The organism is Yersinia entomophaga (assembly GCF_001656035.1).
Lineage (GTDB): Bacteria > Pseudomonadota > Gammaproteobacteria > Enterobacterales > Enterobacteriaceae > Yersinia > Yersinia entomophaga.
On record NZ_CP010029.1, the window covers coordinates 3004651 to 3026412 of the forward strand.

A 21762-nucleotide genomic window follows, 5' to 3' on the forward strand; every position below is an offset into this window, starting at 1 on the left:
ATTCTTTTACGCTGTGTATGTCAGGCTTTGGGGCAGAATCACCCGGCCGCCTCCATGATAATTGTTCTTCGCCAAATACATGGCCTCATCCGCACGCTGTAACAGTTCTACTGGCGTTTGCGCGTGTTCCGGATAGAACGCAATACCAATACTGATTGATGTTGTGATATCCGTGCCGTCAGGCAGTGTAATTGGGTGAGCCATACAATGAATGATATTGTCCGCGATCGATAATACATCATAGCTATTGCCGATTGACGTCAGTAGCACGGCAAATTCGTCACCGCCCAGACGAGCAACAAAATCAGTTTCACGTAATTGCGAACGGATACGTTCAGCCATGGTGATGAGTACGACGTCACCGGCGGCATGGCCATAATTATCATTAATCTCTTTGAAACTATCGGCATCGAGGAACATCAATGCCACCATATCCTTATCAGCGCATTCATTGAGCGTGCGGTTCAGGCTGACTTCAAAAAAGGCGCGATTGGCAAGCCCGGTCAGGCTGTCATGAGTCGCTCTATGGGTCAGGAAATCATTTTCCTGCGTTAAATGTGCCTGCCAGACTTCCAGCTCTTCCAGCAGCCCATTGAAATCGTTACTTAACTCATTAAGTTCTTTGATATGAGCCGATGGAACTCTTTGGCCAAAGCTACGATGCAGGCTCACATCGTGCGCCACTTCGGTTATACGGTTCAGCGAGCCGACAATTCTGCGGAGCATTCGGCGAGAAAGGAACAGGGCGACTAGCGTGCTGGCAATGATACCGGCTAGCATGGCAATCACCCCGCGCAACAGGAAACTGAGCAGGCTGCCGCCGTGGCCGACAATAATAATGGTACCTATGCGTTCACCGCTGTGCATGATAGGCAGTTCTACCGGGCCACTCAGTGCCCAATGGGCAACGCTTTGCTCTAGCTGGTGGAACGGGCCGTGGGCGGGTAGCGACCAACTGGCTATTAGCTTGCCATTGGCATCAACTATTTTAGCCTCGGCCACCTCTTCGCTGGCTGCAATCAACGCCAATGATTCATTGGCGGCAATATTATCGCCGAAAACTACGGCGGCTTCGGTGGTATAGCTAATTGAACGGGCGATCAAATGCAGGTTGTGGTCGGCGTAAACACGCAGGGAAAAAATGGCAACCAGAGTAATAAAGATACCAGCCATCCCCACGGCAACCAGAGCCACGGTTAAATGTATGCGTTGAAGTATTTTCCCTAAGCTAGGTAATTTTACACGACGTTTATTTATTCTTTTAATCAGTCTCATAAACCATCAGCCTTCTTACGGGCGAGTTGCAGTACGCTCGGATGAACACGAACTCCTGTACGTGCTAACGCATCCATATTAACCTTAAAAGATGCCTGGTTATCTTCCACTAACAGACAAAAGGCGCTGCCGGTGGCGCATTCAGAATAATCCTCACTGATTGTCAGTATCGGATGACCTTGAGTGCGATTAATTAACTCCAACCGCTGCTCTGCGGTGGCACTTCCCAAATAAATAGCATCGCATTGGCTTGAAATAGCCGGGCTGGCAAACGGGAATCGCTCGACTTTAATTGGATGTTGCGTTGCCATTAACGCCGGGTTAAACAGGCCTTCTGCATAGTTGGTCGGGGCGACAACACATAACCTAATGACCTGCGGAGTCACCGGCCAGCGGGCATAGCTGATAATCCCCAAAACCATTTTGGTTGCGGCATCTGTCCGCGCCTGTATCACGTTCGCATTGGCAGGTTCTTCCGCCGATCTGGCGCCGGTAGAAAATACGAACGTAAATACAATCAATAGATACTGACAAATACGCCCAAAATGCCAGGGAGGCATAACGTATTGATCATTCTTACTGACGCCGTTGATTGCGCAAGTCGAGGTGGTCATTTTTGCGCTTCCTGTGGATCGGCCCCGGAAATATAAACAGGCAACATAGTCAGTGAGAAAAAGTCATTTTATTATCGGCGCTTAGATTTACCGTTTTTATTCTCTCTGATTGTATTACAAGATCACATTGTTGCAATGCTCGTCATGGTATCGGCAGGGCAGGGAATTTTCTTAAATATTTTCATTTCAGGGAAAAACCGCCCGGTTTTAACACCGGGCGGAGAAAGAAAGCGGGAAATGGTCAAACAGACTTTATGGAAGGTTTAAAACGCTGGATAACCCATTTCTCTATTTCAACAATAATGAAGATGGCAAGACCCACCAGTAATGTCAGGCCCCAGTAATAGGCTGGCAGAGGTTCGGTTCCAAAGGCTGTGTTCATAAACGGCAGATAGATAATTGCCAGTTGCAGCAAGATTAGAACGCCGGAAACCAGCCACAGACCTTTGTTAACGAACAACTCTTTGTTCAGCGGGAAGCGATCCGCCACGCGGCAGTTAAACATGTAAATCCACTGCGCGGTAACCAGCGTTTGCATGAGCACTGTACGGATAAATTCGGTGCTGTAACCTCGAGGTTCCAGATAAGCTTCCAGAATAAAGGCACTGATAGCAATCAAAGTACCGACAAAGGCGATACGCCAGATAGCGTGGCCGTCCAGTACATGGCGCGAAGGATCTCGCGGATTGCGGTTCATGATGCCTCTTTCTGCCGGTTCAAATGCCAGACCGAAAGAAAGCGTAGTAGAGGTCGCCATATTCATCCACAGAATTTGCAGCGGCGTTAACGGAATGACCGCCCCGGCAAGAATGGCAAAGATGATTAGCAGCCCCTGCGCCAGGTTGGTTGGCAGGATAAACAGGATGGTTTTCTTCAGGTTATCGTAAACCCGACGCCCTTCTTCTACCGCACTGGCGATGGTGGCGAAGTTATCATCAGAGAGCACCATATCGGCAGCTTCTTTAGTCACTTCGGTTCCTTTGATCCCCATCGCGATACCCACATCCGCCTGTTTCAGCGCCGGTGCATCGTTGACGCCATCGCCGGTCATGCCAACGATTTCACCTTTGGTTTGCAACGCTTTTACCAGACGCAGCTTATGCTCCGGGCTGGTTCGGGCGAAGATATCGTAACGAACCGCGGCTTCGGCCAGTTCCTCATCGTCCATATGTTCCAGCTGACTGCCGGTAATGGAATCCGTGCCGTTGCCTATTCCCAGCATCGCGCCAATTGCCATGGCGGTTTCCTGATGGTCGCCGGTGATCATTTTCACGCGAATACCGGCCTGCTGGCAGGTGGCTATCGCATCAATGGCTTCAGGGCGCGGCGGATCCATCATGCCGGCAATACCGACAAACACCATACCCTGTTGAATATCGGCATGATCCAGTTTGCTAATGCCCTCGTCAGTAGGTCGGAACGCCGCAGCCACCATACGCAAGCCCTGCTTGGCGTAGCGAGCCATTTCAGCTTCCCAGTAATCGCGGCGGAACGGAGCGACGCCGTTTGCCGTCAGTTCCTGCTGGCAGAAGGTAAATAGTACGTCCGGCGCGCCGGTCAGGAAGATGCTGTTTTCCGACTGAATCTGATGGCTGGTGGCCATATATTTATAAGCGGAATCAAAAGGAATTTTACCGAGTTGATTAACCTGACCCAGCTCAATGCCGGATTTCGCCGCCAGTACTTTTAGCGCCCCTTCGGTTGGGCCGCCGGTAATCACCCAATGACCCTGATCGTTTTTCTGGATCTGGCTGTCATTACATAAATTCACCGCAGTGATGAATGTTTTCAGCGTTGGGTTTGCAGCTAAATCGGCCTGCTGGTCGCTGCCTTCCTGATAAATATTGCCAACGGGCTCATAGCTTTCACCTTCAACGCGATAGCAATGGTCGGCCAAAATTACCGCTTTCACGGTCATTTCGTTCATTGTCAGGGTGCCGGTTTTATCGGAACACACCACCGTCATTGCACCCAAAGTTTCTACCGTTGGCAGCTTACGGATAATCGCCCGTTTACGCGCCATGGACTGAACGCCCAGCGACAAAATAATTGAGATAATCGCCGGTAAGCCTTCCGGAACCGAGGCCACGGCCAGACTGATCAGCGCCAGCAACAGTTCATCAACCGGCAGGTCGCGTAGGATAAAGGCAAAAACAAACAGTACGGCCATCATCACCAGAATCAGGATGAAGATAGCTTTACCGAGGCGATCCATTTGCTGCAGTAGCGGAGTTCGGGTCGATTCAACGGTAGACATCATCTGGTTGATATGACCCAGCTCGGTGTCACCACCGGTGGCAATAACCACGCCTTTGGCCGTACCGGCGCTAATGGTGGTACCGGAAAACAGCAGATTTTTACGATCGCCAATAACGGATTCGCTTTCTATGACTCCGGTTTGTTTTTCCACCACCGTCGATTCGCCAGTAAGAATAGCTTCTTCGATCTGTAGGTTGTGGCCCTCCAGCAAACGCAGGTCAGCAGGAATTTTGTCACCGGGTTTCAGGGTAACGATATCGCCCGGCACCAGATCTTTTGCATCAATGGTTTGCGTAATGCCATCGCGAATAACCACGGCTTTACTGGAAAGCATGTTCTGAATGCTTTTCAGGGATTTCTCGGCCTTATTTTCCTGAACAAAACCGATCAGGGCGTTAATGACCGCGACGCATAAGATGATTATGGTATCGACGGAATGCCCCATCAGTCCTTTAACCAAGGCTGCGGCGAGCAGGATATAAATCAGAACATCATTAAAATGGGCAAGGAATTGGAGGAGGGGATGCTTGCGTTTCTTTTCTGGCAAGGCATTAGGCCCGTGCTTTTTTAGGCGTTTTGCTGCCTCCTGCTGGCTCAGACCTTCTGTAGTGGTATTGAGCTGCTCTAAGCTCTCATCCGTCGTGAGCTGATACCAGGTTTTGCCCGATGGGGGCGGCGAGGCTGACTTTTGGTTTGGTGTGTTATGCATTGAAGGAACCTTCTCCAAAGAATTAATAAATCTAAAATTAGCCGTCCTTGTGTCCTTTATTTACCGGAAAATAATGCCGGTTTAACGTCAAGCCAAAATACCTTTTGCCTTACGCTGTGAACACCTATAAGTTAATTATTTGATTTTTAAATAAAAATTAAATGCTAATGGGTTGAACAGAAACAGTGAAACAGCATAGTTATAGTGAGGAAGGATAGTAGATAATTATCAGTTTACTGCCTTGATCTGAGATAATAAAAATTAAGTAACAGAATGTTCCTATAGGCGCAGAACCTGAGTTTAGGCGCGATTTTTGCTACTGATATCTCTACAGTTACTTGCGTTATCGCTAAAAAATTTAACACCCAATCTCTCAGCTTCATTGGTAATTTATTTCGTTCAGCGGATAAGATGAATATGAATAGCCACTATTATAAAAAGGTTATTATTCCGTTCGTATTCCTAATTATGTGCTTATCTTCATTAAGCAAAACGTGGATTCTTCATAATAAGAATATCTGCAAAAGTGGGTAAAGACGCTGGAACATAGTGGCATATCGAGCGAAACTCTCAGCCAGCCTGAATTTGAAGCTCTGAACTAATTATGACTATGCTAATCAGAAGATCCGGTGAATATGACGTACAGCCAACAACCAGTGAGGAAACAGTAAGTATGGATAAGTGGCGATACCTGGCGATTGGCGTGTGTCTGGTGACAGCATCAGGAGCGGCGTCAGCAGATTCTCTTGATGCCCAACGGCAGCGCTATCAACAAGTTAAACAGGCGTGGGATAGCAACCAGATGGCAACGGTGGAACAGCTGTTACCAACGCTGCGCGATTATCCTTTGTATCCCTATCTGGAATATCGTCAGTTGACGCAAGATCTCGGCCAGGTCAGCGCGGCACAGATCAGTGATTTCCTTAACCGTAATCCAACGCTGCCGCCAGCGCGTTCGTTATCCTCGCGTTTTGTTAACGAGCTGGCGAACCGTGAAGATTGGCGTGGGTTATTGAGCTTTAGCCCACAGCCACCGAAGCCGGTAGCGGCTCGTTGTAATTATTACTATGCCAAATGGGCGAGCGGCGAGCAGCAGGTCGCCTGGGACGGTGCCAGCGAAATCTGGTTGAACGGCCAGTCTTTACCGGGTAGCTGCGACAAGCTGTTTACGGTTTGGCAGCAGGCAGGGCACCAAACACCGCTGGCAACGCTGGCGCGGATGCGTTTGGCGCTCAAGGAAGGGAATGCCAGTCTGGTCAACTTCTTGCTGAAACAATTACCGAGTGATTATCAAACCATGGGGACGGCGCTGGCGAAGTTACAGAGCGATCCGGCCAGCGTGGAAAGCTTTGCCCGCACCGTAGGGCCGACAGATTTTACCCGTTCTGCCACCATTATTGCTTTTACTCGCTTAGCGCGTCAGGACGTGGAAAACGCCCGCGCCATGATTCCCACGCTGACACGACTACAGAAGATGAGCGAGAAAGATAAACTGGAGCTGGAAGAGGCGGTTGCCTGGCGTTTGATGGGAAATGATGCCACTTACGAGCAGGCGAAATGGCGTGATGAAGTCACGTTGCGCAGCCACGCCACGCCGTTGCTTGAACGCCGTATTCGCATGGCGTTAGGCACCGGTGACCGTAAAGGGTTACAGGCATGGCTGGAGCGTTTACCTGCGGATGCAAAAGATAAAGACGAGTGGCGCTACTGGCGTGCAACCTTGCTGATTGAGCAGGGAAATAAAGCCGAAGGCGAGGCGATACTGCGTGAGTTGACCAAAGCTCGCGGTTTCTACCCAATGGTGGCGGCACAAAAGCTGAATATACCTTATCCAATCATGGTTGAAGTGGCGACCAAACCCGATACCTCATTGGCGGACAGCCCGGAAATTGCTCGGGTTCGCGAACTGATGTACTGGAATATGGATAATCTGGCACGTAACGAATGGAGCTATCTGGTCGCCAGCCGTAGTAAACCGCAGCAGGAAGCTCTGGCGCGCTATGCCTTTAACCAAAAGTGGGCCGATCTGAGCGTACAGGCGACGATAGTGGCGAAACTTTGGGATCATCTGGAAGAGCGCTTCCCTCTGGCCTGGCCGCAAGAATTCCGTCGGGCAACGGAAGGCAAAGGCATTACTCCAAGTTATGCGATGGCTATTGCCCGACAGGAAAGTGCATGGAACCCGAAAGCGCAGTCTCCTGTGGGAGCCGCAGGTTTAATGCAGGTGATGCCACGTACCGCAGATCATACGGTAAAACTGAATAATATCAGCGGCTATGTGAACAGCAGCCAATTGCTCGATCCGGTCACAAATATCGAAATTGGCACCAGCTATCTGGAAGAGGTCTATCAGCAGTTTGGCCGCAACCGGATTCTCGCCAGCGCGGCGTATAACGCCGGGCCATCGCGAGTGAATACCTGGCTTGGAAATAGCGCGGGGCAGATCGATGCCGTTGCTTTCATTGAAAGTATTCCTTTCTCTGAAACGCGCGGCTATGTCAAAAACGTCTTGGCTTACGACGCTTTCTATCGTCACTTTATGCACCGTCCGGCAAAGGTGCTGAGTGATGCGGAGTGGCAGAGGCGTTATTGATTTTTGCCAGTTTATGCTATGCTGCTGTACTAGTTAAATAGTATGGCAGCATACCATGACCGAAAATGTCGTAATCGATCCCGCTCTTTCCGCTGAAGATAACCAGAACTGGTTAAGCTTTATTGCGCTGCTGCAACAGGCCGTTGCGCAAGATCTTCACCAACCGTTGTTGCAACTGATGCTGACGCCCGATGAGCGTGCGGCTTTGGGGACGCGCGTGCGTATTATTCAGGAGTTAATGCGTGGTGAATTGAGTCAGCGGGAACTGAAGAACCAACTCGGCGCCGGTATTGCTACCATTACCCGAGGTTCTAATAGCCTGAAAGCCTCGCCACCGCAGCTGAAAAGCTGGTTGGAAGCGCAATTACTCAATAACGAATCGTCGTCGCAATCCTGAAACGATTGAAACGTCAGGTAAAGATTGAGCCTTTGCCTGACGCTCTATTGCCTAATCAGCTTTCCAGATAGACCGAGTTATGGAAAGGAACTAAAGCAAGTACTAACGCTTGATGGTAAACGCTGGTGCGTGACAGTTTACCATCGGTAAAGACTCCAATCGCACCACCCTGACGTTTCACTTCCGCATTACCTGTCAAAAGTGCCATTTCGTCGCCTAGTTCACGACCTTGATTAATTCCTTGTAATATAATTTGCGGTAGCATCAAACTGGCTGAGCGGGATTCTCCCCGCTGCTGCAAGTGTTCAACGACTATCCAGGCAAAGGTCATATTATCTTCGATACCGGCTTCGACCCCGACCCAAAAATCTGCTTCCGGCTTTATCTGACGTGCTGCGGCGACCCGCTGGCGTGCTCCGGTGCGGGTTTCGTCACTGCCAATTGGCTGGAGGGATACGCCGCTATCGACGTTGATACCTTCGATATGGCAGGCGTCTGCGCCAAAAACATCGTTGAAGGCGAGAGTGATAGCCCTGATCTTTGCAGGGTTGGTAGTTGCGGCAACAACATGGTACATAATGAGCTTAAGTATCCTTTAGCTAATTTTACGCAGTATAACGGAAATCAGACATGTTACAGGTATATCTCGTTCGTCATGGCGAAACCGAATGGAACGCGGCCCGCCGTATTCAAGGGCAATCAGACAGCCCGCTGACCGCAATCGGTGAACATCAGGCTCGTCTGGTCGCACGTCGGGTGAGCAGTGAAGGTATCACCCACGTCATCACCAGCGATTTGGGACGTACGCGACGCACGGCAGAAATCATTGCCGATGCCTGTGGCTGTGACGTTATTGTTGAGCCGCGTCTGCGTGAATTGAATATGGGCGTGTTGGAGGAGCGTGGCATCGACGGCTTAAACGCGCAGGAAGAACGGTGGCGCAAGCAGATGGTCGATGGTACTCCTGATGGGCGTATTCCTCAGGGTGAATCCATGGCTGAACTGGCGGCCCGTATGCGTGGGGCTTTGGAAAGCTGCCTTGAGCTACCTCCGGGCAGCAAACCGTTGTTGGTTAGCCACGGTATCGCGTTAGGTTGCCTGCTCAGCACTATTTTGGGGTTGCCGCCCCATGCTGAGCGACGCTTGCGTTTGCGCAATTGTTCGCTATCCCGCGTGGATTATCAGCAAAGTCCGTGGTTGGCATCAGGTTGGATAGTTGAGACCGCGGGCGATATCACGCATCTGGATATGCCCGCGTTGGACGAATTACAGCGTTAACGTCGGATAGGAATCAGATATTCGCAGTGTAACACCTTCGGAGGCTGGTCTTGTGGCCGGCCCTGAGGGAAGAAACGTTCGATATCATAGCCTTTGCGGCGAGTCATCTCCGACAGCGGCAGGCAGGTACCATACAGTGTCAGAATAAAGTCCTGTAGCCCTTCCGCCGGCCCTTCATAGATAAACTTAACGTATTCACCGCCCTGCAAAATAACCGGCTGGCCTTCAGTTACGTTGGCTGGAGTATGTTGAGGCTCAATGGCCGTGGTGTAGAATATCTCCTGCTCATCATCTTTTTCCTGATTTGGCCGGGAATGATGCAAGCCGTACAGTACCGGCGGCAGCTTATCCGCACCGCCAAGATATTGATGCCAGAAATGAGAGCGCAACTCGGTTCGGAACGTGGAAATTTGTTCCAGCGTGCATGAATAGCTTTGGGTTAAACCAACCAAATGCTGTTCTGGCAAGGTAATAAACTCGGCCTGAGGCAGGGTATAAGACCCCAACCGAATAGGCGGGCAGATGCCTAAGGAATGCCAGTCTTCCGCTCGACGATAGAGCGCAGGCGTTTGCGCAAACTGTTTTTTGAATGCGCGAGTAAAGGTTTGCTGGGAGTCGAAACGGTATTGCAGTGCAATATCCAGAATGGGCCGACTGGTTAGACGCAGCGCAACCGCAGCTTTAGATAGTCTTCTTGCTCGGATATAGGCACCAATAGCGTTACCGGTGACGTCTTTAAACATCCGTTGCAAATGCCATTTAGAGTAGCCTGCCTTGGCGGCGACATTGTCCAGTGATAAAGGCTGGTCTAAATGACTTTCTAGCCAGCTAAGCAGATCACGAATGATACTGGCTTGATCCATAGATCTTCCTCATAAAGCGGCCTGGATTAAAGTAATAGCTTGAGAGCTGAAAATTAGCTCCGCCGCATAGTAGCAATTTTTTTTGTCTCAGACTGCTTAAGATTTTTATTAGCAACTGTGCTAAATAATGTTGTTAAGCTGGCGAAAGCTTATTTCCAATGAATATCTTATTATCAGTACAAAAATTTAACTTTGCGTAATCTATCGGGTGTAATGGAGTAAGTGTATGAAAAAAAATTGGATATTGCTTTGCGGACTACTTTCTTTTGGCGCCATGAGCGTGCATGCGGAAGAGGTTGGCTCGGTGGATACGGTATTTAAGCTGTTTGGCCCTGACCATAAAATCGTCATTGAAGCCTTCGATGATCCTGATGTTAAAAATGTAACTTGTTATATCAGCCGTGCAAAAACCGGTGGAATCAAGGGCGGATTAGGGCTGGCAGAGGATACTGCCGATGCGGCTATCTCCTGTCAGCAGGTCGGACCGATTGAGTTATCAGAGAAAATCAAGAAAGGAAAATCTAAAGGGGAGGTGGTCTTCCAGAAACGCACTTCGCTTATTTTCAAAAAGCTTCAGGTCGTTCGTTTCTACGATGCAAATCGTAACGCTCTGGTGTATCTGACTTATTCTGACAAAGTCGTTGATGGTTCACCGAAGAATGCTATCAGCGCCGTGCCGATTATTCCTTGGACGCACGCCAACCCATAACGAAGAATTATAAGCAAAAAAAAGCCAGCACTTCAGCGCTGGCTTTTTTATAAAGTTGATAACCGGTTGATTACTCTTCCAGATCGCCACAGAAACGATAACCTTCGCCATGGATAGTAGCGATGATTTCTGGCGTATCCGGAGTGGATTCGAAATGTTTACGAATCCGGCGGATGGTAACGTCAACCGTACGGTCATGAGGTTTCAGCTCGCGGCCGGTCATTTTCTTCAGCAATTCGCCACGGGATTGAATTTTCCCTGGGTTTTCGCAGAAGTGCAGCATGGCGCGGAATTCACTGCGTGGCAGTTTATAGTGTTCGCCAGCAGGGCTGATCAGTGAGCGGCTATTGATGTCCAGCTCCCAACCGTTAAATTTATAGCTTTCAACCAGACGACGCTCTTCGCCCACGCTACCCAGATTCATGGTGCGTGACAGCAAGTTACGTGCACGAATAGTTAATTCGCGCGGATTGAAAGGCTTGGTGATGTAGTCATCAGCACCGATTTCCAGACCGAGAATCTTATCCACTTCATTATCGCGGCCAGTCAGGAACATCAGCGCAACGCTTGCCTGTTCACGAAGTTCCCGAGCCAACAATAAACCATTCTTGCCTGGCAGATTGATGTCCATGATAACCAGGTTGATATCATTCTCAGACAGAATGTGATGCATTTCAGCGCCATCATTGGCTTCATGAACTACGTAGCCTTCCGCCTCGAAAATGCTCTTCAGGGTGTTACGAGTGACTATCTCGTCTTCTACGATCAGAATGTGCGGGGTCTGCATGTTTGCTACCTAAAATTGCCAACAAAATAGAAATAGGAAGTACAGAAGTCTTTGTTACATAGGAATTTTTATTGACTTGTAACTCGTCATCCTATTTATCACATGACTAAAGTACGTAAACGCGTTCTTGATGCACTTTCCATCAACGTCAACAACATCGCTAGCTTGGTCGGGGTGTTACTCCCTACAGCCCCAAAGGTGACAAAAGCGGCGCATATCCTAACCCTATTAACAGCAACATAACAGTGTGAGCCGAATCTACCACCCAACAAAACTACGCTTTGTTGACATATATCAAATTCAATTGTAGCACGTTAACACTTTTGTGAAAAACACTTACAAGAATACCAGCTTAAGTGATAGTTGGTTAAAATAACTGATCGTTTCAGTGTATTTAATATTAAAAAAATCGGTTTATGTATAGGTGAATAATTTAATTTGTAATGCATTGATTTTTATTGTTTAAAATCAACATATTCTGAGTATCAGCCGTCAGTCATGATTTTCAACGTTGGGCCTCTCTTTCACTCAATAGATAAGATAAATTACCGTAAATGTTATATAAATGTAAACGGCCCGTCCGTTATATTTACATCAGCAGCGTTGCGGTGAAAAACAGCTTATTCACGTCCCATGCTCCCCAGGGAGGTCACCCGTAGCCAAACGTCCTTATTGCCTCGCTTTTTCCCCCTTTGGCTCTATAGGAACGAAAGAAGGAACGAAACACGCTTTCTCATTATTTGACGAAATGTCACCGTCGGCTCGCACAGAAAACAGAAAAAATGCTGCTGTACATACTAGGGATAAAATTCGCCTGCCTGGCTATATATTCCTTAATTTGTGATTTTATCGGTTTTTACTGCTTTTAATTTCTTTTTTATAGAATTTAAATTCTTTGATACCGATGCTTAATTCCGCGAGCCAGTTAACAAAAAAGTTTGACTTGGGTCGACTATTGCTTTAACCAATAGAGGGACAGCTTCAATTATGAAATGAGACAGACAGAAAACATGCGATTCATCAGCCTGACTACAACGATTATTACCACCACCGAAACCACAGGTTACGGGGCGGGCTGACGCGTACAGGAAACACAGAAAAAAAGCCCGCACCTAAACAGTGCGGGCTTTTTTTTCGGTTCATAAATTCAGGAGAGAATCAGAAATGCGAGTGCTGAAATTTGGCGGGACCTCAGTTGCAAATGCGGAAAGATTTTTGCGCGTTGCCGATATTATCGAAAACAATGCGCGTCAGGGACAGGTCGCGACCGTACTGTCTGCGCCAGCTAAAATCACCAATCATTTGGTTGCGATGATTGATAAGACCGTGGCGGGGCAGGACATCTCTCCTACCATGAGCGATGCCGAAGCTATCTTTGCCGATCTGTTACGCGGCCTGTCAGAAGCGCAACCGGGTTTTGCCTATGATCGTTTAAAGGCTCTGGTTTCCCATGAATTTGCGCAACTGAAACAAGTGCTGCACGGAATTTCCCTGTTGGGGCAATGTCCGGACAGCATTAATGCGGCGATTATCTGCCGTGGCGAGAAGCTATCCATCGCGATGATGGAAGCGGTATTTCAGGCCAAAGGTTACCCGGTGACGGTAATCAACCCGGTTGAGAAACTGTTGGCGCAGGGCCACTATCTGGAATCTACCGTTGATATTGCCGAATCTACTCGGCGCATCGCCGCCAGTGCGATTCCAAACGACCATATCATCCTGATGGCCGGTTTCACCGCCGGTAACGATAAAGGGGAACTGGTGGTTTTGGGGCGTAACGGCTCTGATTATTCCGCCGCGGTTCTGGCCGCCTGTTTACGCGCAGACTGTTGCGAGATATGGACTGACGTCGACGGTGTGTACACTTGCGATCCGCGCACCGTGCCCGACGCCAGATTGCTCAAGTCGATGTCTTACCAAGAGGCGATGGAACTGTCCTATTTTGGCGCCAAAGTTCTCCACCCCCGCACCATCGCTCCGATTGCCCAGTTCCAGATTCCCTGTCTGATAAAAAATACCTCTAACCCGCAAGCTCCCGGCACTTTAATCGGTGGCGATAACAGCGATGACGCTTATCCGGTGAAAGGTATTACTAACCTGAATAATATGGCGATGATTAACGTCTCAGGGCCAGGAATGAAAGGCATGGTCGGCATGGCAGCGCGGGTCTTTGCCGTGATGTCACGCAGCGGAATTTCCGTGGTGTTAATCACTCAATCCTCTTCTGAATACAGCATCAGTTTCTGCGTACCTCAGGGCGAGCTGGCGCGTGCTCGCAGGGCGCTGGAGGAGGAGTTTTACCTCGAATTAAAAGATGGTGTACTCGACCCGCTGGACGTTATGGAGCGGCTGGCGATTATCTCCGTTGTCGGCGATGGTATGCGTACTTTGCGCGGTATTTCAGCGCGCTTCTTCTCCGCGCTGGCGCGAGCCAATATCAATATTATCGCTATTGCACAAGGTTCTTCCGAACGATCCATTTCCGTGGTGGTGAATAATGATTCTGTGACCACCGGCGTGCGGGTTTGCCACCAAATGCTGTTTAATACCGATCAGGTTATTGAAGTGTTTGTGATTGGCGCAGGCGGCGTCGGCAGTGCGTTGATCGAGCAGATCCACCGTCAGCAGCCTTGGCTGAAGCAAAAGCATATTGATTTACGCGTCTGCGGGATTGCCAATTCTAAAGCGTTGCTGACCAATGTCCACGGCATTGATTTGGCGAACTGGCAGGAGCAACTGGGCGCGGCTCAGGAGCCTTTCAACCTGAGCCGTTTGATTCGTCTGGTTAAGGAGTATCATTTACTGAATCCGGTTATTGTGGACTGTACTTCCAGTCAGGCCGTGGCCGATCAGTATGCCGATTTCTTGTCCGATGGTTTCCACATCGTGACGCCGAATAAGAAAGCCAACACCTCATCGATGAATTATTACCGCCAGCTCCGTGCTGCTGCGGCTAAATCCAGCCGTAAATTCCTGTACGACACCAATGTGGGCGCAGGCCTGCCGGTTATCGAGAATCTGCAAAACCTATTGAACGCCGGTGATGAGCTGGTGCATTTCTCCGGCATCCTTTCCGGTTCGCTGTCCTTTATCTTCGGTAAACTGGATGAAGGCATGTCGTTATCAGAAGCTACGCTGCAAGCCAAAGCTTTAGGTTATACCGAGCCCGATCCGCGCGATGATCTCTCCGGGATGGATGTTGCTCGTAAGCTATTGATTTTGGCTCGAGAAGCGGGTTACAAATTAGAACTGGCTGACATTGAAGTTGAATCCGTATTGCCACCATCTTTCGATGCCAGCGGCAATGTGGAAAGCTTCCTGAAACACCTGCCATCGCTAGACGCAGAGTTCGCTCGTCGGGTCGCTGATGCAACCGCGCAGGGCAAAGTGTTGCGCTATGTCGGCGTGATTGAAGACGGCCGCTGTCAGGTTCGTATGGATGCGGTCGATGACAACGATCCGTTGTATAAAGTCAAAAATGGTGAGAATGCGCTAGCCTTCTACACTCGTTACTACCAGCCAATTCCTTTGGTCTTACGTGGTTACGGTGCGGGTAACGATGTTACCGCAGCTGGCGTATTTGCCGATTTGTTACGCACATTATCCTGGAAGCTGGGAGTTTAATTATGGTTAAGGTCTATGCTCCGGCATCGATTGGCAATGTTAGCGTCGGTTTTGACGTGCTGGGTGCGGCGGTTTCACCCGTGGATGGCTCCTTGCTCGGCGATTGCGTTAGCGTAACGGCAGCAGACAGTTTCAGTTTGCAGAATGAAGGGCGCTTCTTCAGTAAGCTGCCTGTCGATCCAAAAGAGAATATCGTTTATCAGTGCTGGCAGCGTTTTTGTCAGGAAATAGGCAAGGAGATCCCGGTCTCAATGCGGTTGGAAAAAAATATGCCGATAGGTTCCGGCTTGGGCTCCAGCGCCTGTTCGGTCGTCGCCGGTTTAATGGCGATGAACGAATTTTGCGGCCAGCCACTGGATAAGGTCACTCTGCTTGGTCTGATGGGCGAGCTGGAAGGGCGGGTGTCCGGCAGCGTGCATTTCGATAACGTAGCGCCTTGCTATCTGGGGGGGCTACAGCTGATTTTGGAGCAAGCGGATTGCATTAGTCAGTCGGTGCCCGGCTTTGACGATTGGCTGTGGGTGATGGCTTATCCGGGAATTAAAGTTTCTACCGCTGAAGCGCGGGCGATTTTGCCTGCACAATATCGTCGGCAGGATTGCATCAGCCACGGGCGTAATCTGGCCGGTTTTATCCACGCCAGCCACACGCAGCAGCCTCTGTTAGCCGCTAAACTGATGAAAGATGTCATTGCGGAACCTTATCGTACGCAACTGCTGCCGGGCTTTGCCGCAGCGCGTCAGGCCGCACAGGATATTGGTGCACTGGCCTGCGGAATTTCCGGTTCCGGCCCAACCCTGTTTGCGGTGTGCAACGAAAGCGCCACCGCGCAACGCATGGCGGATTGGCTGCAAAAAAACTACCTGCAAAACGACGAAGGTTTTGTTCATATTTGCCGTCTGGATACCGCAGGCGCACGACTATTGGGATAACGCATGAAACTCTACAACCTTAAAGATCATAATGAGCAGGTCAGCTTTGCGCAGGCCATCAAGCAAGGCTTGGGTAAGAATCAGGGGCTGTTTTTTCCGCTGGAATTGCCAGAGTTTGAACTGACCGAAATTGATAACTTGCTAGATCAGGATTTTGTGACTCGCAGCAGCCGCATTTTATCCGCTTTTATCGGCGACGAAATAGCTCCTGAAACCCTGACCAAACGCGTTAAAGCCGCTTTTGAATTCCCGGCGCCAGTGGCTCCGGTCGAAAACGATGTCTCGATTCTGGAGCTTTTCCACGGCCCAACTTTGGCATTCAAAGACTTCGGCGCGCGCTTTATGGCGCAGATGCTGGCAGAAGTAGCCGGTGAGCAGCCCGTTACCATTTTGACCGCCACGTCTGGCGACACCGGTGCAGCGGTAGCTCATGCATTCTACGGTTTGAAAAACGTGCGAGTGGTGATTCTGTACCCGCGCGGTAAAATTAGCCCGTTGCAGGAAAAACTGTTCTGCACCTTGGGTGGCAACATTCATACCGTTGCTATCGAGGGTGATTTCGATGCCTGTCAGGCGCTGGTAAAACAGTCCTTTGATGACGAAGAGTTAAAACAAGAACTGCACCTTAACTCTGCTAACTCAATTAATATCAGCCGCTTGCTGGCTCAAATCTGTTACTACTTCGAGGCCGTGGCGCAGCTGCCGCAGGAAGCGCGTAACCAATTGGTGATTTCGGTACCGAGCGGTAACTTCGGCGATTTGACCGCAGGTCTGCTGGCGAAGTCTTTGGGGTTGCCGGTGAAACGCTTTATCGCCGCGACTAACGCTAATGACACTGTACCGCGCTTCCTGGTTAACGGTCAGTGGCAGCCTAAGGCTACCGTAGCAACTTTATCCAACGCGATGGACGTCAGCCAGCCGAATAACTGGCCGCGAGTAGAAGAGCTGTTCCGCCGTAAGATTTGGCAGTTGAAAGAACTGGGTCATGCAGCCATTAGCGATGAAGTGACCAAAGAAACCATGCGGGAACTGGCTGAAATGGGCTATATCTCTGAACCTCACGCCGCCATTGCTTACCGCGCGTTGCGCGATCAGCTGCAAGACGGCGAGTTCGGCCTGTTCCTCGGGACAGCGCATCCGGCGAAGTTTAAAGAGAGCGTAGAAGCGATTCTGGCGCAGGAATTACCGTTGCCGAAAGAGTTGGCTGTCAGAGCATCAATGCCATTGTTATCTCGTGATTTACCGGCAGATTACGATCAACTGCGCGCGTTCCTGATGGCATTACCGAAATAAGCTAGCGCGTTTTGCAAAATACAGCGAACTAACTAAAGCAGGAAAGGGCCGATTGGCCCTTTTCTATATGACTTTTATATATAAATAGTACATCAATCAGCTTAGTGCTGCTCGGGTCGTTTAAAGACCAGCTCGTTTTTCGCCGAGAGTCCCGAATCGAACTGATAGCCTTCCAGATTGAAATCCACCAATTGCTCGGTTTTACTCAACCGGTTCTGAATGATAAAGCGGCTCATCAACCCGCGGGCTTTTTTGGCGTAGAAACTGATAATTTTGTATTTACCGTTTTTCTCATCCAGGAATACCGGTTTGATCAGCGTACCGTTCAGTTTAGCCGGCTTTATTGCTTTAAAGTATTCATCCGAAGCCAGGTTAATCAGTACGTTATCGCCTTGCTGTTCCATCGCCTGATTCAGTTTCTCGGTCAGGGTATTCCCCCAAAAGGCGTATAAGTCCTTACCCTGTGAGTTAGCCAGTTTGGTGCCCATTTCCAGACGGTATGGCTGCATAAGATCCAACGGACGCAACAGGCCGTATAACCCGGAAAGCATACGCAAGTGCTTCTGAGCAAAGGCAAAATCTTCTTCGCTGAAATCCTGCGCCTGCATACCGGTGTAAACATCGCCTTTAAACGCTAGAATCGCCTGACGGGCATTTGCCGGCGTGAATTTCGGCTGCCACTCGCTAAAACGGGCGGCATTTAATCCAGCCAATTTATCGCTGATTTTCATCAGGCTGGCAATCTGGGGCGGAGTCAGTTCACGGCAAATCTCAATCAGAGCCTGAGACTGATCCAACAACTCGGGCTGAGTGTAGGTTTGGGTAGCCAATGGGCTTTGAAAATCGAGAGTTTTAGCCGGAGAGATAATAATAAGCATGACGACATCCTGTTTATCCAGATTGGCACACTGTAGCAAAAAGCGAGCGGTAACCAAACGAAGAATGGTCAATTGCTAAGATAGGAAGCATCGCGTGGCTAAATCGTCTCAGCATCATGATAATGAACCAAGTTGTTATTAATCCACGGGGTTCAACGCCTTTTCGCAGGCGAAAACGGTTGCTCGGAGAAGTCGGCGCGACCGGTGTTTTTTTAAACAGTTGAACTGCCTTGCACCGGGGCTTCTGCGTGTTATTATCAAGAAAAGGCTGGGTTGCAGAATGCCAAAAGTTCATGCACAAACGATGAGAAACGACAACATGACCGATAAACTTACTTCCCTACGTCAATTGACTACCGTTGTAGCTGACACCGGGGACATTGCGGCGATGAAACTGTATCAGCCGCAAGATGCCACGACTAACCCCTCTCTGATCCTGAACGCGGCTCAAATTCCTGAATACCGTAAATTGATTGACGACGCTATCGCCTGGGCTCGCGAGCAAAGCAGTGATAAAGCGCAGCAAGTCATCGATGCGGGTGACAAGCTGGCCGTTAACATCGGTCTGGAAATTCTGAAGCTGATCCCAGGCCGTATTTCTACCGAAGTTGATGCGCGTCTGTCTTACGACACCGTTGCCAGCGTAGCAAAAGCCAAACGCCTGATTAAAATGTACGGTGATGCGGGCATCAGCAAAGACCGTATCCTGATCAAGCTGGCTTCTACCTGGCAGGGCATCCGCGCCGCCGAGCAGTTAGAGAAAGAAGGCATCAACTGTAACCTGACTCTGCTGTTCTCCTTCGCTCAGGCGCGTGCTTGTGCTGAAGCGGGCGTATATCTGATTTCTCCGTTTGTTGGTCGTATTCTGGACTGGTACAAAGCGAACGGCGACAAGAAAGAGTTCGCACCAAACGAAGATCCGGGCGTGATTTCCGTTAAAGAAATCTACCAGTATTACAAAAAACACGGCTACAAAACCGTGGTGATGGGCGCAAGCTTCCGTAATATTGGTGAAATCATCGAACTGGCTGGCTGTGACCGTCTGACCATCGCTCCAACTCTGCTGAAAGAGTTGGCGGAAAGCGAAGGCCCACTGGAGCGTAAACTGTCTTACACCGGCAACATTGCCGCTGCGCCAGCGCCGCTGACTGAGGCTGAGTTCTACTGGGAACACAACCAAGACCCAATGGCCGTTGAGAAACTGACTGACGGTATCCGCAAGTTTGCTGTCGATCAGGGCAAACTTGAGAAGATGATTGCCGATCTGCTGTAATTTTATACCGGCAGGCAACATTGAACGAAAAAGGTGGCGTAAGCCGCCTTTTTTACGTCTGAAGCTCGCCTATTTCTGCTCTGTGACGGAACAAAACTATACTTGATTCTGTGAGTTGAGAGGGTTGAGGTAATAGCGTCGCGTAGTATCATCCCGCCCACAGAGAAAGATTTTTTCATTGAGGTCGTTGTATGCATACATTGCGTGTAGGTTTAGTGTCCATTTCCGATCGGGCATCCAATGGGATTTATCAGGATAAAGGCCTGCCAGCGTTGGAAGACTGGTTAAAAAGTGCCTTAACGAGTGAATTTACCCTCGAAACCCGTTTAATCCCCGATGAGCAAACGCTGATAGAGCAAACCCTGTGTGAGCTGGTGGATGAAATGGGCTGCCATTTGGTGTTGACCACCGGCGGAACGGGCCCGGCGCGTCGCGATGTGACGCCGGATGCGACTCTGGCCATCGCCGATCGTCAAATGCCCGGTTTCGGCGAGCAAATGCGCCAAATCAGTCTACACTTTGTTCCCACAGCGATTTTATCCCGCCAGGTTGGCGTGATTCGCAAACAGGCGCTGATACTGAATTTGCCCGGCCAGCCTAAGGCGATAAAAGAAACGCTGGAAGGAGTAAAAGACGCGGAAGGCAACGTGTTGGTTCATGGGATTTTTGCCAGTGTCCCATATTGCATTCAATTGTTGGATGGCCCGTACATTGAAACCAACAGTCAGGTGGTAGCAGCATTCCGTCCTAAAAGTGCCTTACGTGATACAAAAATCTAAATTCATATAGTTTCTGACATAAGATACCATTCTAAGCATGTGAGGATTTTTGTACGGTATAGTAATTTTTACTTTACAAAGAGTTGTAATATTTTTAACTCAATACTCTGGCTTATCACGGTGTCTTATGGATCAACAGCACAATCGCCGATTGAATCGGCAAGATTATAAAACTCTGACGTTAGCCGCTTTGGGCGGAGCTTTAGAGTTTTATGACTTCATTATCTACGTATTTTTTGCCGCGATTATCGGTGAACTCTTCTTCCCTCCCGATATGCCTGAGTGGCTACGTCAGGTGCAGACCTTTGGTATTTTCGCCGCCGGTTATCTGGCGCGACCATTGGGCGGCATTATCATGGCGCACTTCGGCGATTTGGTTGGTCGTAAGAAGATGTTTAGCCTGAGTATTCTGTTAATGGCTTTGCCGACGCTGGCCATTGGTCTGCTACCAACTTATGCCACTATCGGTATTGCCGCACCTTTGTTACTGCTGCTGATGCGCGTATTGCAAGGCGCGGCTATCGGTGGAGAAGTTCCGGGCGCCTGGGTATTTGTGGCCGAGCATGTACCGCGTAAACGCGTTGGTTTTGCCTGCGGCACCTTAACCGCCGGGTTGACGGCGGGCATTCTGCTAGGCTCTCTGGTGGCTGCGGGGATGAAAACCACCATAAGCACCGAGGCAATGATGAACGGCGGCTGGCGTATTCCATTCTTCCTCGGCGGTATTTTCGGCCTGTTCGCTATGTATCTTCGCCGCTGGTTACAGGAAACGCCGATCTTTAAAGAGATGCAGGCGCAGAAAGCGCTGGCAGAGGGTTTGCCCTTGAAATCGGTCGTGGTTAACCATAAAAAAGAAATCGTGGTTTCGATGCTGCTGACCTGGGTGCTGTCCGCTGGAATCGTGGTGGTTATCCTGTTGACGCCAACCTATCTGGAAAAACAGTACGGCGTGATGTCGGCGCTGGCGATGCAGGCGAATAGCGTGGCGATTGTGGCGCTGGTCTGCGGCTGCATACTCTCTGGGCTGGCCATTGATCGCTTTGGCGCGAGTAAAACCTTTATCGTCGGCAGCGTGTTACTGGCGGTAGCGACTTGGTCGTTTTATCAGGCTGATTTAACCGATCCTGTCAAGCTGTTCACTCATTATACCTTTGCTGGATTTAGCGTGGGGATTGTCGGTGCGGTACCTTATGTGATGGTCCGGGCTTTTCCGGCAGAAATCCGGTTTACTGGAATTTCATTTTCCTACAATGTGGCATACGCCATTTTTGGCGGGTTGACACCTATTTTGGTCACGTTATTGATGAAAGTTACGCCTATGGCACCTGCCTATTATATGTTGCTGTTATCAGTGGTCGGGTTCCTGTTGGGGATATATTTACGTAATGATATTAATAGTGATCTGAATGTACAGTTGTCAAAGAGGGTTCTGGCTGAGTAGATAACCGCCAATTAGATGATTATTCTAAATAAATAGCCCATACATCATGGGCTATTTT

Annotated in this window: 19 protein-coding genes and 1 other annotated feature; of the genes, 12 read left to right on the forward strand and 7 right to left on the reverse strand. The window is 49.6% G+C overall.

What is annotated here, in order from left to right:
- Positions 1–6 precede the first annotated feature (6 nt).
- The 3 genes from dgcN to PL78_RS13665 all read right to left on the reverse strand — a co-directional run bounded on the left by dgcN (position 7) and on the right by PL78_RS13665 (position 4857).
- Positions 7–1275 (reverse strand): diguanylate cyclase DgcN/YfiN, encoded by a 1269-nt coding sequence (dgcN, locus tag PL78_RS13655; protein WP_064516303.1) that lies wholly within the window; start codon positions 1273–1275, stop codon positions 7–9.
- On the reverse strand, positions 1272–1889 hold the full coding sequence (gene yfiR, locus PL78_RS13660) for a regulatory sequestration protein YfiR (RefSeq protein WP_064516305.1): 618 nt from the start codon (positions 1887–1889) through the stop codon (positions 1272–1274). Before yfiR ends, dgcN begins: the two co-directional genes overlap by 4 nt.
- Before the next feature lie 241 nt (positions 1890–2130).
- Complete coding sequence (locus PL78_RS13665; protein WP_064516306.1) at positions 2131–4857, reverse strand: cation-transporting P-type ATPase; 2727 nt, start codon at positions 4855–4857, stop codon at positions 2131–2133.
- 673 nt (positions 4858–5530) lie between these two features.
- Between PL78_RS13665 and sltY the strand changes: the two genes are divergently transcribed.
- Both sltY and trpR read left to right on the forward strand, forming a co-directional pair.
- Positions 5531–7450 carry a murein transglycosylase gene (gene sltY / locus PL78_RS13670; protein WP_064516308.1) on the forward strand — a complete coding sequence of 640 codons (1920 nt, stop codon included), beginning with the start codon at positions 5531–5533 and terminating at the stop codon, positions 7448–7450.
- A 55-nt stretch (positions 7451–7505) separates the two neighbouring features.
- Positions 7506–7847, forward strand: coding sequence for a trp operon repressor (gene trpR, locus PL78_RS13675; protein WP_064516310.1), 342 nt, complete (start codon positions 7506–7508; stop codon positions 7845–7847).
- A gap of 55 nt (positions 7848–7902) precedes the next feature.
- Here trpR and yjjX read toward each other — a convergent pair whose 3' ends face one another.
- Positions 7903–8424, reverse strand: a complete 522-nt coding sequence (gene yjjX / locus PL78_RS13680) for an inosine/xanthosine triphosphatase (RefSeq protein ID WP_064516312.1) — start codon at positions 8422–8424, stop codon at positions 7903–7905.
- Positions 8425–8477: 53 nt separating this feature from the next.
- On the opposite strand from yjjX, the gene gpmB reads away from it, so the two are divergent.
- Positions 8478–9125 (forward strand): 2,3-diphosphoglycerate-dependent phosphoglycerate mutase GpmB, encoded by a 648-nt coding sequence (gene gpmB / locus PL78_RS13685; RefSeq protein ID WP_064516313.1) that lies wholly within the window; start codon positions 8478–8480, stop codon positions 9123–9125.
- Here the strand turns inward: gpmB and robA are convergent.
- Positions 9122–9988 (reverse strand): MDR efflux pump AcrAB transcriptional activator RobA, encoded by an 867-nt coding sequence (gene robA / locus PL78_RS13690; RefSeq protein ID WP_064516315.1) that lies wholly within the window; start codon positions 9986–9988, stop codon positions 9122–9124. The two genes, gpmB and robA, sit on opposite strands and share 4 nt — an antisense overlap.
- Positions 9989–10214: 226 nt before the next feature.
- Between robA and creA the strand changes: the two genes are divergently transcribed.
- On the forward strand, positions 10215–10697 hold the full coding sequence (gene creA / locus PL78_RS13695; RefSeq protein ID WP_064516317.1) for a protein CreA: 483 nt from the start codon (positions 10215–10217) through the stop codon (positions 10695–10697).
- Between the two features lie 70 nt (positions 10698–10767).
- Here the strand turns inward: creA and arcA are convergent, their stop codons facing one another.
- Positions 10768–11484 (reverse strand): two-component system response regulator ArcA, encoded by a 717-nt coding sequence (arcA, locus tag PL78_RS13700; protein WP_004706052.1) that lies wholly within the window; start codon positions 11482–11484, stop codon positions 10768–10770.
- 102 nt (positions 11485–11586) lie between these two features.
- Here arcA and yjjY point away from each other — a divergent pair, with 102 nt between their 5' ends.
- The 5 genes from yjjY to thrC all read left to right on the forward strand — a co-directional run bounded on the left by yjjY (position 11587) and on the right by thrC (position 17333).
- The gene (yjjY, locus tag PL78_RS20800) at positions 11587–11727 is read left to right on the forward strand and encodes a YjjY family protein (RefSeq protein ID WP_235600971.1); all 141 of its coding nucleotides are present in this window, start codon (positions 11587–11589) and stop codon (positions 11725–11727) included.
- Positions 11728–12494: 767 nt separating this feature from the next.
- Positions 12495–12563, forward strand: a complete 69-nt coding sequence (gene thrL, locus PL78_RS19665) for a thr operon leader peptide (RefSeq protein ID WP_120805398.1) — start codon at positions 12495–12497, stop codon at positions 12561–12563.
- Positions 12502–12620: a sequence feature (Thr leader region), on the forward strand. Its footprint overlaps the gene before it by 62 nt.
- Positions 12621–12648: 28 nt before the next feature.
- Entirely contained in the window at positions 12649–15108 is a 2460-nt protein-coding gene (thrA, locus tag PL78_RS13705) for a bifunctional aspartate kinase/homoserine dehydrogenase I (protein ID WP_064516319.1), read from the forward strand.
- 2 nt (positions 15109–15110) lie between these two features.
- Positions 15111–16040 carry a homoserine kinase gene (thrB, locus tag PL78_RS13710; RefSeq protein WP_064516321.1) on the forward strand — a complete coding sequence of 310 codons (930 nt, stop codon included), beginning with the start codon at positions 15111–15113 and terminating at the stop codon, positions 16038–16040.
- 3 nt (positions 16041–16043) lie between these two features.
- Positions 16044–17333 (forward strand): threonine synthase, encoded by a 1290-nt coding sequence (gene thrC, locus PL78_RS13715; protein ID WP_064516323.1) that lies wholly within the window; start codon positions 16044–16046, stop codon positions 17331–17333.
- 101 nt (positions 17334–17434) lie between these two features.
- Here the strand turns inward: thrC and yaaA are convergent, their stop codons facing one another.
- A complete protein-coding gene (gene yaaA, locus PL78_RS13720; RefSeq protein ID WP_064516325.1) occupies positions 17435–18211 on the reverse strand; it encodes a peroxide stress protein YaaA in 777 nt (258 codons plus the stop codon).
- 319 nt (positions 18212–18530) lie between these two features.
- Between yaaA and tal the strand changes: the two genes are divergently transcribed.
- The 3 genes from tal (at position 18531) to PL78_RS13735 (ending at position 21704) form a co-directional block, all read left to right on the forward strand.
- Positions 18531–19484, forward strand: coding sequence for a transaldolase (tal, locus tag PL78_RS13725; protein WP_064516327.1), 954 nt, complete (start codon positions 18531–18533; stop codon positions 19482–19484).
- A gap of 191 nt (positions 19485–19675) precedes the next feature.
- Complete coding sequence (mog, locus tag PL78_RS13730) at positions 19676–20263, forward strand: molybdopterin adenylyltransferase (RefSeq protein WP_064516329.1); 588 nt, start codon at positions 19676–19678, stop codon at positions 20261–20263.
- A gap of 127 nt (positions 20264–20390) precedes the next feature.
- Positions 20391–21704: an MFS transporter gene (locus tag PL78_RS13735; protein ID WP_064516331.1), complete on the forward strand. Its 1314-nt coding sequence runs from the start codon at positions 20391–20393 to the stop codon at positions 21702–21704.
- Positions 21705–21762 lie beyond the last annotated feature (58 nt).

Bases quoted from the DNA above. Each gene is read 5' to 3' on its own strand.
- sltY (WP_064516308.1), top strand. From the start codon at position 5,531: ATGGATAAGTGGCGATACCTGGCGATTGGCGTGTGTCTGGTGACAGCA.
- thrC (WP_064516323.1), top strand. From the start codon at position 16,044: ATGAAACTCTACAACCTTAAAGATCATAATGAGCAGGTCAGCTTTGCG.
- yaaA (WP_064516325.1), bottom strand. From the start codon at position 18,211: ATGCTTATTATTATCTCTCCGGCTAAAACTCTCGATTTTCAAAGCCCA.
- arcA (WP_004706052.1), bottom strand. From the start codon at position 11,484: ATGCAGACCCCGCACATTCTGATCGTAGAAGACGAGATAGTCACTCGT.
- yjjY (WP_235600971.1), top strand. From the start codon at position 11,587: ATGACTAAAGTACGTAAACGCGTTCTTGATGCACTTTCCATCAACGTC.
- yfiR (WP_064516305.1), bottom strand. From the start codon at position 1,889: ATGACCACCTCGACTTGCGCAATCAACGGCGTCAGTAAGAATGATCAA.
- thrA (WP_064516319.1), top strand. From the start codon at position 12,649: ATGCGAGTGCTGAAATTTGGCGGGACCTCAGTTGCAAATGCGGAAAGA.
- trpR (WP_064516310.1), top strand. From the start codon at position 7,506: ATGACCGAAAATGTCGTAATCGATCCCGCTCTTTCCGCTGAAGATAAC.
- PL78_RS13665 (WP_064516306.1), bottom strand. From the start codon at position 4,857: ATGCATAACACACCAAACCAAAAGTCAGCCTCGCCGCCCCCATCGGGC.
- dgcN (WP_064516303.1), bottom strand. From the start codon at position 1,275: ATGAGACTGATTAAAAGAATAAATAAACGTCGTGTAAAATTACCTAGC.
- gpmB (WP_064516313.1), top strand. From the start codon at position 8,478: ATGTTACAGGTATATCTCGTTCGTCATGGCGAAACCGAATGGAACGCG.
- thrB (WP_064516321.1), top strand. From the start codon at position 15,111: ATGGTTAAGGTCTATGCTCCGGCATCGATTGGCAATGTTAGCGTCGGT.
- mog (WP_064516329.1), top strand. From the start codon at position 19,676: ATGCATACATTGCGTGTAGGTTTAGTGTCCATTTCCGATCGGGCATCC.
- tal (WP_064516327.1), top strand. From the start codon at position 18,531: ATGACCGATAAACTTACTTCCCTACGTCAATTGACTACCGTTGTAGCT.
- PL78_RS13735 (WP_064516331.1), top strand. From the start codon at position 20,391: ATGGATCAACAGCACAATCGCCGATTGAATCGGCAAGATTATAAAACT.
- robA (WP_064516315.1), bottom strand. From the start codon at position 9,988: ATGGATCAAGCCAGTATCATTCGTGATCTGCTTAGCTGGCTAGAAAGT.
- yjjX (WP_064516312.1), bottom strand. From the start codon at position 8,424: ATGTACCATGTTGTTGCCGCAACTACCAACCCTGCAAAGATCAGGGCT.
- creA (WP_064516317.1), top strand. From the start codon at position 10,215: ATGAAAAAAAATTGGATATTGCTTTGCGGACTACTTTCTTTTGGCGCC.